The sequence below is a fragment of the Propioniciclava sp. LT432 genome (assembly GCF_059515965.1).
The window spans coordinates 91,458-105,760 of sequence record NZ_JCAKNE010000004.1; the positions used below are offsets into that span (position 1 = coordinate 91,458).

Sequence of the window (14,303 nt, forward strand, 5' to 3'; positions counted from 1 at the left end):
GGTCAGTCAGCGAAGGGATGGTCGTGGACACCGGCCCAGAATAGTCGGCACCCCACCCCCTCCCCGACCGGTACCGCCACGCGGTACCCAGCCGGCTGCGCCCCTCAGGCGGACGCGTTGGGGGGCGGCGTGGGCGCGGGGCCGCCTCCGGGGCGCTCCCGGACGCGACGATCCGCCTCCGCGGCGTCCATCGACCCCGACTTGATCGAGGACGCGTAGGCCTGCACGTACGTCTGGCCCGTGAGCTGCTGGATGGCGGCCATGACCTCGTCGGTGACCCAGCGCCCCATCGCGCGGTCCTCCTGCAGGCCCTTCCACGGGGAGAAGTCCAACGGCTTGCCGACGACGATGCGCGGGCGATCGACCCACGGGATGCCGAACTTCTTGCCGGTGATCTGCGCGTCGAGGATCCCGACCGGAACCACCGGTGCGCCGGTGGTCAGCGCGAGGCGCGCTACCCCCGTCTTGCCCTGGTAGAGCCGCCCGTCGGGCGACCGAGTGCCCTCGGGGTAGATGCCGACGACGCGCCCCTGCTCGAGCGCCTCGATGACCGGACCGAGCCCGTCGATCGCGGCGCGTCCGCCCGTGCGGTCGATCGGCACCATGCCCACGGCCTTGAGGAACCAGCCGATGACGCCCCACACGAGGCCCTGGTCGCGGCGGAATGCCTCCGCCTTGACGGGGAGCGTGACCTGGCGGTCGATGAGCGCCGGCGTGAGGAAGGTGTCGGCGTAGGAGACGTGGTTGCTGGCGAGGATGACCCCGCCCGTGCTCGGGATGTTCTCGGCCCCCGTGATCGTGGCCTTGTACCCGTGCTTGACGAACTGCACGAAGGGCACCTTGAAGAACCCGTACCAACTCATCGCTTACCTCCTGCCGGGCAGCCTAATGGTCGCGCACCCCTACGATGGCGCCATGGCGAACCCGGACCACCTGCGCCCCTTCCACGCCGACGGCGACGACGTGGGCATCCTGTTCTGCCACGGCTTCACCGGTTCGCCCGCCTCGCTGCGCGGCTGGGCCGACCAGGCCGCCGAGGCCGGACACACCGTGGCGCTGCCCCTCCTGCCCGGGCACGGGACGGTGTGGCAGGAGCTCAACGTCACCAGCTGGCGCGACTGGTACGACTGCGTCGACGCCGAGTACCAGCGCCTCCAGGAGCGGTGTGAGCAGGTGTTCATCGCCGGGCTGTCGATGGGTGGCTCGCTGGCCCTGCGGCTGGCCCAGCACCACACCGACGTGGCGGGGCTGATGCTGGTCAATCCCGCCCTCGGTGCCGTCGACCCCATGGCGCGCTTCGCGGGCGTGTTGAAGTACCTCGTGCCGGCGACGCCCTCGATCGGCAACGACATCGCGCTGGAGGGCGTCGACGAGGGCGCCTACGACATGACCCCGGTTTACGGCGTGCACGAGTTGCACAAGCTGTGGACCGACGTGCGATCGGTGCTCGACCTGGTCACGTGCCCGATGATCCTGTTCCGCTCGACCGTGGACCACGTCGTGCCCGGCTCCTCGTCGGACACGATCCTGCGCCTGGTGTCGTCGGCCGACATCACCGAGGTGCACCTGCCGAACAGCTACCACGTGGCCACGCTCGACCACGACGCGAACACCATCGTCGAGCAGTCGCTGCAGTTCGTCGACCGGATCGCGGCACGGGGCCGCCAGCAGTGAGCTAGGCCCGGCGCGTCCGGGGCCACCTCTCCTCGGGCACACGCTCGACGGCGTGCACCAGCCGGAGGGGCGGCAGGAGGCCGCCGGAGGCCAAGGCGTCCAGCGCCGCCCGTTCATCGGGGGCCAGACCCGCCCCCTGCTCGCCCGGTGCACCCAGCAGCACCGAGACCACGCATTCGCCACAGGCCGGCCCGCGGGCGGCACAGGCGTGGCAATCGACCAGCATCGTCTCCATGTGCCCACCCTCGCAGGGCGGTCCGACATTTCTCCGGAGAGGGTGTGAGCCGACGTTCAGGCTTGTCGCACGAGCTCGCGCGCCGTCCCCCGGACCCCCAACCGCGCCGCCGCCGCGCGGCCCGCACGGCGTCCGGCCCGCGTCGCGCCGGTGGTGGAGGCGGATGAGCCGTAGCCCACGAGCAGGATCCGGTCGTCCTTCGCCACGCGGACCTCGTCAGGCATGAGGATGCCGCCACCGGGCTCACGGAGCCGCAGGGGCGCGAGGTGCTTGAGCGCGGCACGGAAGCCCGTGGCCCACAGCACCGTGTCCACCTCCACGTCGGTGACCGCGTCGTACGGCTGCCAGGACCGCGGCACCACCAGCGCGCCGGACGCGCTGGGCCCCAGCCCCTCGGCGCCGTGGGCGAACGCCGGCTCGGGCTCGAAGCGCGCCGTCGTCGGACCGAAGGAGCGCACCATGCCGCGCGAGACCAGCACGCCGGCGTCCACCCCGTCGAGGTAGTCGCGCCACAGCGGGATCCCCGTGGTCCGCACCACCGACGCCGGCGGGAGCCCCGCACCCGTCCGCTCCCGGACGGCCCGCTCGACGGCCACGCCCCAGTCGCTCTTCACGAACGGCGAGGCGGTGAAGTTCGGCGGACGCCGCGTCGCCCACGTCGTCGTCGCGGCGAACTTCGCGATCGGCAGCAGGAACTGGACCGCGCTCAGCCCTCCCCCGACGACCAGGACGCGCTGGTCGGCGAAGTCCTCGGGGCGCGTGTAGTCGACCGTGCGCAGCTGGCGCCCGGTGAAGGTCTCGATGCCCGGGACGTGCGGCACGAAGGGGTTCGTCCACGTGCCCGTCGCCGAGACGAGCAGTGTGGTGGTGAAGCTGAACGGCCCGTCCGGACCGGTCGCCTCGACCCGGAGCGCCCCGGGTCGTCCAGCGAGCCCGGCCTCCCGGACCGCCACCACCTGCACCGGCCGGACGACCGCCAGGCCGAAGGCGTCCTCCAGGCGCGAGGGCACCTGGGGGTCGGGACGCCCGAGCGGCAGTCCCGGAAGGTCCGCGACGCCGTGCGCCCGGTCGAAGGTCAGGCTGTCCCAGCGGTGCCGCCACGCCCCGCCCGGGCCGTCGTTGCCGTCGAGGACGACCATCGACTCGCCCGGCACGAAGCCTCGCACCACCAGTTCGTGGGCGGCGGCGAGCCCGGCCTGTCCGGCACCGACGATCGTGACGTCGACGTGGCGGTCAGCGAGCTGGGCGATCAAGGTCATGCTCATCCCAACCGGCGCGGCGCCCGTTCGATTCCCGGCCCCCCGGGTTGCCCGGAAACGTCGGACCCCGCCCCTATCGTCTCCTGCCATGACGACGTCCGCCCTCCAACCCAGCTTCGACGACCTCGGCCGCCACCTCGCGACCACGCCGTTCGTGGTGGTCGACCTTGAGACGACGGGGGCGGGGGCGGACGCGTCGATCACCGAGGTGGGCGCCGTCCGGGTCGAGGGAGGCGAGGTGAGGGGCGAGTTCCAGACGCTGGTCAACCCGAACGCGCACATCCCGCCGCTCATCTCCGTCCTGACGGGCATCACGAACGTGATGGTGGCGGACGCCCCGCGCGTCGACCAGGTGATCCCACCCTTCCTCGAGTTCGCCCGGGGCGCCGTCCTCGTCGCCCACAACGCGGGCTTCGACGTGGGGTTCCTGAAGCGGGCGTGCGCGGCCCAGGACATCCCGTGGCCGGGCTTCGGGGTCGTCGACACGGTGGCCCTGGCCCGCGGCGTCCTCCTGCGCGACGAAGTGCCGAACGTCAAGCTCGCCACCCTCGCCCGGCACTTCCACGCCCCCGAGGCGCCGAACCACCGGGCCCTGACGGACGCCCGCGCGACGGTCCACGTGCTGCACGGCCTGCTGGAGCGGGTCGGGAACCTCGGCGTCCACACGCTGGAGGACTTGCTGGAGTTCACCCGAGGGGTCTCACCGGAGCGGCGTGCGAAGCGCACCTTCGCGTCCGACGTGCCCGCGGCGCCGGGCATCTACCAGTTCGTCGCCGACCTGCCGGACCGTGACGGCACCGTCCGACGGCAGGTCCTCTACGTCGGCAAGAGCGTGAACCTGCGCAACCGGGTGCGCAGCTACTTCACCGCGGCGGAGAAGCGCCCGCGCATGGAGGAGATGGTCCGCATCAGCACGGGCGTGGAGACGACCGTCTGCCGGACGCCGCTGGAGGCAGAGGTCCTGGAGTTGCGCCTCATCGCCGCCCACGCCCCCCGCTACAACAAGCGGTCGAAGTTCCCCGAACGGCAACAGTGGCTGAAGCTCACGGATGAGGCGTACCCGCGGCTGTCGCTGGTGCGCAGGGTCACGGACGACGGCGCGCGCTACTTCGGGCCCTTCTCCCGCCGCGAGGCCGCCGAACAGGCGGCGCTGGCGGTGTACGAGGCCTTCCCGATCCGCCAGTGCACCGAGCGCATCTCGGAGCGCAGACGCACGGGCCGCTGTGCCCTGGGCGACCTCGGCAAGTGCCTCGCCCCCTGCGACGGCACGACCTCCCGCGCCGACTACGCCACCATGACGGACGCCGTGCGCGCCAGCCTCACGGTCGACGTGCGTGGGGTCCTCCGAGCCCCGCGGGAGCGCCTCGCGAAGCTCATCGAGGCCGAGCGGTTCGAGGAGGCCGGGCGGCTCACGGCCCGACTGGAGGCGTTCGTCCGCGCCTCGACGCGGGCCCGCCGCATCGAGGCCCTGGCGCGCTGCCCCCAGGTGGTCGCCGCGAGCCGGGGCGAGGAGGGGTGGGAGGTCCACGTCATCCGGCACGGAAGGCTCGCCGCAGCGGCGCTGGCCAGGCCGGGCGAGGTCGTCCAGGCCGTGGCACGGGACGCGCTGCGTGCGGCCGAGCAGGTGGCGGAGCCGCTGCCGGGGCTGCCCGCCGCGACGATCGAGGAGGCGGAGCGGGTCGCCTCCTGGCTGGAGCGCGCGGGTACCCGCATCATCGACATCACCGGCGACTGGGCCTGGCCGCTCCACGGATCCATCGCGCTCGACGACCTGCCACGGCACGCGCTCCCGGGCGCCCCCGTGCTGGATTAGGGTGGAACCATGAACACCGCCATCGTCTTCATCAGGACCGAGGTCAACCGGGTGCCCGAGGTCGCCGAAGAGGTTGCCGCCCTGGAGGGCGTGACCGAGGTCTACTCCGTGACCGGTGACATCGACCTCGTCGCCATGGTCCGCACCCGCGACGTGGAGTCGATCGCCGACGTCGTCACGGGCCAGATCAACAAGGTCCCCGGCGTCACGGCCACGGAGACCCACCTGGCGTTCCGCGCCTACTCCACCCACGACCTGGAGGCGGCCTTCTCCCTCGGGGAGTGAACGCATCTCGAGGCCCACGAACGACGGACGCCCCCGCCACTGCGGCGGGGGCGTCCGATCTGGCGTTGGGGCTCAGGCCTCGGTGACCTCGACCGACTCGATCACGACAGGCTCGACCGGGCGGTCGCCACGGCCGGTGCGCACGTTGGCGATCGTGTCGACGACGTCGCGACTGGCCTGGTCGGCCACCTCGCCGAAGATCGTGTGGCGGAAGTTCAGGTGCGGGGTCGGAGCGACCGTGATGAAGAACTGCGAGCCGTTGGTGCCCGGGCCGGCGTTCGCCATCGCGAGCAGGTAGGGCTTGTTGAAGGCCAGGTCGGGGTGGAACTCGTCCCCGAAGCGGTAGCCGGGGCCGCCCGTACCGGTGCCCAGCGGGCAGCCGCCCTGGATCATGAAGCCGTCGATGATGCGGTGGAAGACGAGGCCGTCGTAGAACCTGCCGGTCGTCGCGGCTCCGGACTCGGGGTCGCGGTACTCCTTGGTGCCGGTTGCGAGGCCGACGAAGTTGTCGACGGTGTTGGGAGCCTGCTCAGCGAACAGGTTGAGGACGATGTCCCCGTGGTTGGTGTGGAGCGTCGCCTGCTGGGCCACGGTCGATCCTTTCGCGTCGTTACTCGCGCCGGACGGCGCAACGTGCGCGGTCCACGTTACCCAACAGACCCTGTTGTTCGGCGACACGCCTTGGGTACGGTGGGGGCACGCGATCACGCGAACCACACAACCGCAACGGAGGAAACCCGTGAACCGGAAGCAGTTCGAACGCGCCGTCGGTGACACCACCCACGCCGCGAGCGACCTCGGCAAGGACGCCCTTGCCCAGGCTCAGGTGTACCTGCAGCAGGCCCAGGAGTACCTGGCCCCGCGGGCGCAGGACGCACTCCAGCAGGCCGGCGAGTACATCGGCCCCTACGCCAAGGACGCCAAGAAGCGGGGTGCCAAGCTTGCGGCCGGCGCTGTGGACGCCGCCCGCCCCAAGCTCGACGAAGCCCTCGAGCGCGTGTCCCCCGCCCTTGACGACGCCTACGCCCGCATCGCGCCCGCGGTCGAGACGGCTCGCACCAAGGTCCAGTACGGCCTCCTGCCCGCGCTGAGCGACGTCCTGCACACTGCAGCCGATGACATCGCCAAGGTCGAACTCCCCGAGGTTCCCGCCCCCAGGAAGAAGTCGTCGGTCTGGGGCACCCTGGGTCGTGTCCTCCTTGCGGGCGGTCTCCTCGCGGTCGTGGTCTTCGCCGTGAAGAAGTTCCTCTCCCCCGATGACTCCGGCTGGCAGGCCCACGAGCCGAGCCAGCCGTACGTCCCCACCTCGACGCAGAAGATCGTCGACGACCTCGCCACGGCGGCCGCCGACGAGCAGACCGAGGAGGACGCCGCTGAGCAGTGGATCGAGGACGGCGGCCAGACCCTGCCGACCGACGATCCCATCGCGACGAGCGCAGGCGACGTGACCGACACCGGGGAGGGCGATGCGGCCCCTTTCGTGGCTAGCCCTTACGGGGCCGACTCCTACGTGGGGGCCGAGCCGCCGGAGGGCTTCGACATCAAGGGCAACGAACGATCGATGAAGTACCACGTGCCGGGCAAGGGCGGCTATGAGCGCACCATCGCCGACGTCTGGTTCACCAACGAGGCTGCCGCAGAAGCCGCCGGCTTCACGAAGGCCCAGCGTTGACATCCCTGTGATGGACCCGGGAACGGGGCGCGACCACCACGGTCGCGCCCCGTTCCGCCGTTTGCTCGATGAACGTGACGCCTGCCACTCACGATCCGGCCCTCCGAGAGGCCTTCTTGGTTGGAACATCCCCAGGAGGCCACCATGTCCCGTCCCATCCGCACCATCGAACTCGACAAATGGGTCGACGCCGCGCCGTTCGCCGCCCACCTCCACCGGCTCTGCAGCGCCTCAGGCCTGCCGTGGCAGGTGGTGGCGACCTTCGCGGGCGTCCCTCTCCGCACGGCCTCCCGCCTCGTGCCACCCGAAGGTGACCAGCCCAAGCCGACCCCGCGACTGCGGCGCATCCCCCGCGTGACCGCCCACAGGATCTGGTCGGTGCAACCCGAGGAATTGGACCGGCTCCGCCACACCCACGTCCAGTCCGGTCCGACCTGCGCCCGCGCGGCCCACCTGCTCTCGATGGGCCTCCCGCTGGGTCACCTCGCGCAGCTGCTCGGGTGCGACCCCGCCCATGCCGCCGCCCTGGTCGACGGCGAACCGGAGACGGTGTCCGCCGAGGTCGCCGTGCGGGCCCGCGTGGCCATCGAGACCGCCGACCGGGCCCTGACGCTCCGCGCCCTCGCCGCGGCCTAAGGTGCAACCGTGCTCTGGCCCACCCCCGCCACCGCCATCCTCTGGGCGGCGACGACAGCCCTGGTGACCGCCGTCCTCACGCCTGCTACCCTGCGCGCGTTGCCCGAACCGGCTGCCCCGGACGGCAAGCCGCCGTACCACTCGTTGTCCACGCGACCCTTCGTGACCGCCACAGCCGCCACGAGCCTCGCCGCGGGTCTCGTGGTCGCGCTCAGCCTGCCGTGGCAGCACTGGCCGGCGTGGGCGGCACTGTCGACGGCGGGAGTGATCGCCTGCATGATCGACGCGCGCACCACGTGGTTGCCCCTGCCGCTGGCCCGCGCCGGTTGGCTCATGGCATCGGCCGGCGTGCTCGTGGTGGCCGTCACCGCCGGCGCCTGGTCCCCGGTGCTAGCCGCCGTCATGGGTGCCGTCGCCCTCGGCGGCCTCTTCCACGTGCTGTGGCGCGTGACGGGAGCCTTCGGGTACGGGGACGTCCGGCTGGCGGCGACCATTGGCGCGGTCACCGCGGTGGACTCGGTGGAGCTGGTCTTCTGGGCCCTCCTGCTCGGCACCCTTGCGGGTGCCGGCGTCGGCGTCACCCACCGCCTGACCGGCCGAACGGGGGCGTTCCCCTACGGGCCGGGACTGTTGGCCGGGCCCTTCCTGGCTCTGCTGGCCCGCGCCACGCTGGGCGGGTCGGGGCTCAGCTGGCCAGCGACTGGGTGAGGGCCACCCACCGTTCCAGCAGGCGGCTCGCCTCACCCGAATCGATGGCGGCGGTGGCGCGCGCCAGCGGCTCACGGAACTGCTCGGTGAGGTCGGCATCCAGGTCGGGGCCGTCGAAGGCAAGGATCGCCGCGGCTGCGTTGAGGAGCACGATGTCCCGGACGGCCCCGGTCTGGCCGGCGAAGGTGTCACGGACGACCTGAGCGTTGTACGCGGGTTCGCCCCCGACGAGCGCCTCCTTCGTCGCGACCGCGATCCCCAGCTCGGTCGGGTCGAGCGTCGTCTTCACCACGCGACCATCGCGGATGACCCAGACGTCCGACGTCGTGGTGGTGGTCAGCTCGTCGAGGCCATCACCGCCGTGGAAGACCAGGCCGCGATTGCCGCGTCCGGCCACCACGTCGGCCACCAGGGCCGCCACCACGGGATCGGCCACGCCGATCGCCTGGGCGAGGGGACGGGCCGGGTTCGCCAACGGTCCGAGGTAGTTGAAGGTGGTGCGGATCCCCAGCTCACGCCGCGGCACCGCCGCATGCCGCAGGGAAGGGTGGTAGTGGGACGCGAAGAGGAAGACGATGCCGGTCTCCTCGAACACGCGGCCCTGCACGGATGGGTCGAGGTCCAGGACGACACCCAGGGCCTCCAGGCAGTCAGCCGTTCCGCTCTTGCTGGACGCGGCCCGGTTGCCGTGCTTGACGACCTTCGCTCCGGCAGCCGTCGCCACCATCGACGCCATGGTCGAGATGTTGACCGTGTTGGCACGGTCGCCGCCGGTGCCGACGATGTCGACCGCCTCGCGGGAGGGCAACTGGATGGGGCGAGCGTTGTCGAGCATCGCGGTCACGAGCCCGTTGAGCTCGCCAGGGGTCGCCCCCTTCGCCTGGAGCGCGACCATGAAGCCGGCCACCTGCACGGGCGTGGCGGCGCCGGCGAGGATCTCATTCATCGCCCAGGAGGTGTTCTCCTGGTCAAGGTCCTGGCGGTTGACCAGTGAGGTGAGCAGGTCTGGCCAGGTCGGGCTCACCGTGCCTGCGCCTTGCCGGCGAGACGCAGCCGAAGGGTGTCCGCAACAGCGGCGGGGAGGCGCAGGGGGTCGATCGGGTAGGCCACCACGGCGTCCGCTCGGGACCAGGTGGCCAGCCAGGCGTCGGCGACGCGTGCCACCAGGAGGACGACCGGCGGGCAGTTGGCGTGCTCATCCTTGACCTGGCGGCACAACCCCATCCCACCGGCGGGGGTGGCCTCACCGTCCATGACCACGAGGTCGATGCCCCCGGCGTCCAGAGCCCGGCTCACCGCCTGGTGGGTGGCGCACTCGACGATCTCGACCTCGGGCAGGTCGGCGGCGACTCGGCGCCCCAGCGCGAACCTGACCTGGTCGCGGGTGCTCCGGTCGTCGGAGTAGACCAAGATGGTCGCCTTCGCGGCGGGTGCCTCTTCGCTCATCGCGTCCTCACTTCTCCAAGTCGGGATTCCTCGTCATCGTAGCCCCGCCACCATGGGACGTGCACGAGAGCCCAGACTGGCGCGGGGCAAGTCACGGACAGGTAACGAACCGACCCATTTTGTCCACCGTGGCTCGCCGCAACGTGACCCGGAGAAGGGTTCCCGGTAATAATGACGCCCGTGGCGAATACAACGAAGTCGAGTGCGCTCCCGGTCATCCCTCATGGAGCCATCCACCCGATTGCCCCGGCACGCCTGCACGGCATCAAGGGCAAGCCGGACATGCTGGCGGTCGGTACGATCATCTGGCTCGCCAGCGAGCTGATGTTCTTCGCGGCCCTGTTCGCCGCGTACTTCAACCTCCGCAACCACACGACGGCCATGGCGGCACCGGGTGAGCAGACCATGTGGGAGTGGGGCACCGCCCACTTCATGCAGGACTGGTTCGGCATCAACCTGCCGTGGTTCTCGCTGATCAACACCACGGTCCTGGTGCTCAGCTCCGTCACCTGCCAGATCGGCGTGTTCCGCGCGGAGAAGGGGTATGTGTCGCGCACCGGCAGCATCCTCAACCCGGCCTCCTGGGGCATGCGTGAGTGGTACGTCCTCACGTTCCTGATGGGCGCGTTCTTCATCGGGGGCCAGGCCTACGAGTACGCCCTGCTGGCGTCGGAGGGCTTCATCCCGCAGACCAACGCGTACACCTCCGCGTTCTTCCTCGCCACGGGCTTCCACGGCCTCCACGTCCTCGGTGGCCTCATTGCCTTCCTGCTCATGATCGGCCGCACCTTCGTGGCGCGGACGTTCACGCATGAGCAGCGGGTCCATGCGATCGTGACGTCGTACTACTGGCACTTCGTCGACATCGTCTGGATCATCCTGTTCGCGGTGATCTACCTCATCCGCTGACCGTCCCCCTCACTTCGAAAGGCGCATCGATGCGATTCCGAAACATCAGGAGGCGGCCCTCCTCTGCTCAGCGAAGGAAGGCTGCGCGCCCCCTCTCGCTGGCGCTCGCCCTCGTCCTGATGGGCGCGCTGTACGCCGCCCTCGCCCCCGCGACGCAGGTGGCGGCCGACACGGGCATGTCCGCCCAGGTCGCCGAGGGCAAGGCGTTGTTCCAGGTGACGTGCTCCTCCTGCCACGGCCTCAACGGCGAAGGCACCTCCCAGGGCCCGTCCCTCGTGGGTGTGGGTGCGGCCGCCGTCGAGTTCCAGATGGCCACGAACCGCATGCCGATGGCCAAGCCGGGCGCCCAGGCTCCCCGCAAGGTGGTGCAGTACACGCCGCAGGAGATCAACAACATCGCCAGCTTCGTGCAGACCCTCGGCCCGGGCCCGGAGATCCCCAAGAGCGATGCTTACGACTACAGCCAGCTGAGCGAGGAGGACATCGCCCGCGGCGGTGAACTGTTCCGCACCAACTGCTCCGCGTGCCACCAGGCCGCGGCGAACGGCGGTGCACTGCCCAACGGCAAGTACGCCCCCGCCCTGCACGGCGTCGAGCCGCTGCACATCTACGAGGCCGTGCGCACCGGCCCGCAGCAGATGCCCGTCTTCTCCGAGGGGGCCATCCCCGACAAGGACGTGGCCTCCATCATCGGTTACCTGAAGGAGTTGGAGGAGCAGCCTTCGAGCGGTTTCTCCCTCGGCGGCCTCGGCCCCGTGACCGAGGGCCTCGCGGCTTGGGTCCTCGGCATCGGCGGTCTCGCCCTGGTTGCCACCTGGATCGCTTCTCGAGGAGCACGCGCGAAATGAGCCACGACCACTTGACCACCCTCGCCACGATCGAGGACGACCCCGAGCGCTACCCCGTGCCCAACCCGGGCCCCGAGGAGCACGTCGATCGGTGGTCCGACGTCGACCCCGACGCCGGCAACCGGGCCTACCGCCAAGTGGTCACGATCTTCGGACTGGTGCCGTTGTTCGCGATCGCGTTCGTGGTGATCTACTTCGCGGTCCCCGGCAACGCCACCGCCCACCTGCTGGGCGTCAACTGGCACGTCCACTCGGTGCTGCTGGGCCTCACCGGTGGCCTCGCCGTCCTGCTCATCGGCATCGGGCTGATCCACTGGGCGCGCCAGCTGATGACCGACACCGAGATCTCCCAGTACCGGCACCCGGCAGCCTCCAGCGAGGAGGAGCGGGCCGCGTTCGTCGAGGCCGCCGGCCACGGCGTCGCCGATGCCGGTGTGTCCCGCCGCAAGATGGTCCTGCTGTCCCTGGGCGGCGCGCTCGGCATCGTCGCGGTCCCCGCACTGGTGACCCTGGCCGACCTCGGTCCGTGGCCCGTGGCCGCGCTCCGACGCGAGACCATCGAGAAGACGATCTGGGCCGACGGCGTCCGCGTGGTGAACGACACCAACTGGATCCCGCTCAAGGCCTCCGACCTCGAGATCGGCCAGCTCGTCAACGCCGAGCCCGAGAACCTCCGCGACCTCCACGGCAAGGATTACCAGAATGCGAAGGCCAAGGCGGCCTTGATCGTCGTGCGCATGGATCCGAACTCGATCAAGGTCCCCGAGTCTCGTCAGGACTGGCACGTGGGCGGCATCCTCGCCTACAGCAAGATCTGCACGCACGTCGGCTGCCCCATCTCCCTGTGGGAACAGCAGACGCACCACCTGCTGTGCCCCTGCCACCAGTCGACGTTCGACCTCGGCAACTCCGGTGTCGTCGTCTTCGGCCCGGCGGCCCGCGCCCTGCCGCAGCTGCCCCTGAAGGTGGACGCCCAGGGCTACCTCGTCGCCCAGAGCGACTTCACGGTCCCCGTCGGCCCGAGCTACTTCGAGCGCGACTCCCGCAACGACTACAAGGACGGTGATCGGTGATGGCCAAGCCCATCGGCATCACTCCGGAGAGCGACATCCTCCAGGCGCGTCGCCCGGAGGAGACCAACACCATCAAGACCCTGTCCGGCCCCGCGGCCTGGGTGGACGACCGGGTGGGGTTCGCCAAGATCGGGAACGGCCTGCGCAAGGTCTTCCCCGACCACTGGTCGTTCCTGCTCGGCGAGATCGCCCTCTACAGCTTCGTCGTGCTGCTCCTGACCGGCGTCTTCCTGACGATCTGGTTCAAGCCGTCGATGGCCGAGGTCGAGTACCACGGCAGCTACGAGCTCATGCGCGGCCTCCAGATGAGCCAGGCGTTCGAGTCGACCCTGCAGCTCAGCTTCGACGTCCGTGGCGGCATGCTGGTGCGCCAGATCCACCACTGGGCTGCCCTCCTGTTCATGGCGGCCATGACCGCGCACATGCTGCGCGTGTTCTTCACCGGCGCCTTCCGCAAGCCGCGTGAGCTCAACTGGCTCATCGGCGTGGTCCTCCTGAGCCTCGGCATGATCGCCGGCATGACCGGCTACTCGCTTCCCGATGACCTGCTGTCCGGCACCGGCCTCCGGTTCACCGACGGCGCGATCCGATCGATTCCGATCGTCGGCACCTGGATGGAGTTCTTCGTCTTCGGTGGCGAGTACCCCGGCGACGCGATCATCGCCCGGTTCTACATGGCGCACATCCTCCTGGTCCCCGCCATCCTGCTCGGCCTCATCGCCGCCCACATGGCGCTGCTCGTGTACCACAAGCACACGCACTTCCCGGGCCGGGGCGCCACGGAGAACAACGTCGTCGGCTACCCGTTCTTCCCCGTCTACATGGCCAAGGCGGGCGGCTTCTTCTTCATCGTCTTCGGCGTCCTCGTCCTGATGGGCGCCACGATGGCGATCAACCAGGTCTGGCTCTACGGCCCGTACAACCCCGCGCAGGTCACCGCCGGTTCGCAGCCGGACTGGTACATGGGCTGGGTCGAGGGCGCCGTCCGCATCATGCCGGGCTGGGAGTCGCACTGGGGCGGCACCACGTGGTCGTGGAACATCTTCATCCCGTTCGCGATCCTCATGGGGATCCTGTACACCGCCCTGGCCGCCTGGCCGTTCGTCGAGCAGTGGCTCACCGGCGACAAGAGCGACCACCACGTGCTCGACTTCGCGCGCAACGCCCCGACCCGGACGGCGCTCGGAGTGGCAGGCATCACCGCGTACGGACTCCTGTGGGCCGGTGGCGGCAACGACATCATCGCGACGCAGTTCAACGTCTCGTTGAACGCTGTCACCTGGTTCCTGCGCGTCGCGGTCTTCGTGGGCCCGGTCATCGCGTTCATCATCACCAAGCGGCTGTGCGTCTCACTGCAGCGCCGCGACCGGGAGCGTGTCCTGCACGGTTCGGAATCGGGCATCATCGTCCAGTCCCCCGCCGGTGGGTACCACGAGCCCCACGCCCCCATCTCGCAGGAGGAGGCGTTCACGCTGACCCAGCACCGCCAGTTCGAGCCGCTGGAGGCCACGCCGGCGCACGACGAGCACGGCGTGAAGCTGTCAGGCCCCGGTTCGATCACCGGGTTGCGCGCCCGTCTGTCGAGCTGGTTCACCGGGGACGACGTGCCCAAGCCGACCCGGTCCGAGATCGAGGACGCGCACCACCACGAGGATGGGCCCAAGCAGCTCACCTGAGTCACCGGAATCCATCGGGCCCCCTTCTTCGGGAGGGGGCCCGTTGCGTTGCGGCGGTAGTCTGGGCCG

The 14,303-nt window shown here is 70.4% G+C and carries 16 protein-coding genes; 10 read left to right on the plus strand and 6 right to left on the minus strand.

The annotated features are described in order from the left end of the window. Positions 1 to 104: 104 nt before the first annotated feature. Positions 105 to 863: a lysophospholipid acyltransferase family protein gene (locus tag AC5YDV_RS03155; RefSeq protein WP_496182143.1), complete on the minus strand. Its 759-nt coding sequence runs from the start codon at positions 861 to 863 to the stop codon at positions 105 to 107. 52 nt (positions 864 to 915) lie between these two features. Here AC5YDV_RS03155 and AC5YDV_RS03160 point away from each other — a divergent pair, with 52 nt between their 5' ends. Further along, positions 916 to 1,674: an alpha/beta hydrolase gene (locus AC5YDV_RS03160; RefSeq protein ID WP_496182144.1), complete on the plus strand. Its 759-nt coding sequence runs from the start codon at positions 916 to 918 to the stop codon at positions 1,672 to 1,674. Between the two features lies 1 nt (position 1,675). Here the strand turns inward: AC5YDV_RS03160 and AC5YDV_RS03165 are convergent, their stop codons facing one another. Continuing rightward, positions 1,676 to 1,909: a hypothetical protein gene (locus AC5YDV_RS03165; protein ID WP_496182145.1), complete on the minus strand. Its 234-nt coding sequence runs from the start codon at positions 1,907 to 1,909 to the stop codon at positions 1,676 to 1,678. A 56-nt stretch (positions 1,910 to 1,965) separates the two neighbouring features. Next, positions 1,966 to 3,168 (minus strand): FAD-dependent oxidoreductase, encoded by a 1,203-nt coding sequence (locus AC5YDV_RS03170; protein ID WP_496182146.1) that lies wholly within the window; start codon positions 3,166 to 3,168, stop codon positions 1,966 to 1,968. A gap of 88 nt (positions 3,169 to 3,256) precedes the next feature. Here AC5YDV_RS03170 and AC5YDV_RS03175 point away from each other — a divergent pair, with 88 nt between their 5' ends. Together AC5YDV_RS03175 and AC5YDV_RS03180 are read left to right on the plus strand one after the other, a co-directional pair. Beyond that, a complete protein-coding gene (locus AC5YDV_RS03175; RefSeq protein ID WP_496182147.1) occupies positions 3,257 to 4,981 on the plus strand; it encodes a DEDD exonuclease domain-containing protein in 1,725 nt (574 codons plus the stop codon). A 9-nt stretch (positions 4,982 to 4,990) separates the two neighbouring features. Then, on the plus strand, positions 4,991 to 5,266 hold the full coding sequence (locus tag AC5YDV_RS03180; RefSeq protein ID WP_496182148.1) for an Lrp/AsnC family transcriptional regulator: 276 nt from the start codon (positions 4,991 to 4,993) through the stop codon (positions 5,264 to 5,266). Positions 5,267 to 5,338: 72 nt separating this feature from the next. Here AC5YDV_RS03180 and AC5YDV_RS03185 read toward each other — a convergent pair whose 3' ends face one another. After that, on the minus strand, positions 5,339 to 5,857 hold the full coding sequence (locus tag AC5YDV_RS03185) for a peptidylprolyl isomerase (RefSeq protein WP_496182149.1): 519 nt from the start codon (positions 5,855 to 5,857) through the stop codon (positions 5,339 to 5,341). A gap of 148 nt (positions 5,858 to 6,005) precedes the next feature. On the opposite strand from AC5YDV_RS03185, the gene AC5YDV_RS03190 reads away from it, so the two are divergent. The 3 genes from AC5YDV_RS03190 (at position 6,006) to AC5YDV_RS03200 (ending at position 8,282) form a co-directional block, all read left to right on the plus strand. Further along, complete coding sequence (locus AC5YDV_RS03190) at positions 6,006 to 6,938, plus strand: sunset domain-containing protein (RefSeq protein WP_496182150.1); 933 nt, start codon at positions 6,006 to 6,008, stop codon at positions 6,936 to 6,938. 144 nt (positions 6,939 to 7,082) lie between these two features. Next, entirely contained in the window at positions 7,083 to 7,574 is a 492-nt protein-coding gene (locus AC5YDV_RS03195) for a hypothetical protein (RefSeq protein ID WP_496182151.1), read from the plus strand. Between the two features lie 9 nt (positions 7,575 to 7,583). Further along, positions 7,584 to 8,282: a prepilin peptidase gene (locus AC5YDV_RS03200; RefSeq protein WP_496182152.1), complete on the plus strand. Its 699-nt coding sequence runs from the start codon at positions 7,584 to 7,586 to the stop codon at positions 8,280 to 8,282. Here the strand turns inward: AC5YDV_RS03200 and trpD are convergent. Together trpD and AC5YDV_RS03210 are read right to left on the minus strand one after the other, a co-directional pair. Next, the gene (gene trpD, locus AC5YDV_RS03205; protein WP_496182153.1) at positions 8,260 to 9,306 is read right to left on the minus strand and encodes an anthranilate phosphoribosyltransferase; all 1,047 of its coding nucleotides are present in this window, start codon (positions 9,304 to 9,306) and stop codon (positions 8,260 to 8,262) included. The genes AC5YDV_RS03200 and trpD overlap by 23 nt on opposite strands. Then, the gene (locus AC5YDV_RS03210) at positions 9,303 to 9,728 is read right to left on the minus strand and encodes a response regulator (protein ID WP_496182154.1); all 426 of its coding nucleotides are present in this window, start codon (positions 9,726 to 9,728) and stop codon (positions 9,303 to 9,305) included. The genes trpD and AC5YDV_RS03210 overlap by 4 nt, the downstream gene beginning before the upstream one ends. Before the next feature lie 171 nt (positions 9,729 to 9,899). Here AC5YDV_RS03210 and ctaE point away from each other — a divergent pair, with 171 nt between their 5' ends. Genes ctaE through qcrB form a run of 4 tightly spaced genes read left to right on the plus strand, consistent with a single transcriptional unit; the run spans position 9,900 to position 14,234 of the window. Then, complete coding sequence (gene ctaE, locus AC5YDV_RS03215; protein WP_496182155.1) at positions 9,900 to 10,637, plus strand: aa3-type cytochrome oxidase subunit III; 738 nt, start codon at positions 9,900 to 9,902, stop codon at positions 10,635 to 10,637. Positions 10,638 to 10,666: 29 nt separating this feature from the next. After that, entirely contained in the window at positions 10,667 to 11,485 is an 819-nt protein-coding gene (qcrC, locus tag AC5YDV_RS03220; protein ID WP_496182156.1) for a cytochrome bc1 complex diheme cytochrome c subunit, read from the plus strand. Then, positions 11,482 to 12,558 carry a cytochrome bc1 complex Rieske iron-sulfur subunit gene (gene qcrA, locus AC5YDV_RS03225; RefSeq protein ID WP_496182157.1) on the plus strand — a complete coding sequence of 359 codons (1,077 nt, stop codon included), beginning with the start codon at positions 11,482 to 11,484 and terminating at the stop codon, positions 12,556 to 12,558. Before qcrC ends, qcrA begins: the two co-directional genes overlap by 4 nt. Continuing rightward, positions 12,558 to 14,234, plus strand: coding sequence for a cytochrome bc1 complex cytochrome b subunit (gene qcrB / locus AC5YDV_RS03230; RefSeq protein ID WP_496182158.1), 1,677 nt, complete (start codon positions 12,558 to 12,560; stop codon positions 14,232 to 14,234). The genes qcrA and qcrB overlap by 1 nt, the downstream gene beginning before the upstream one ends. The last annotated feature ends 69 nt before the right edge of the window (positions 14,235 to 14,303 follow it).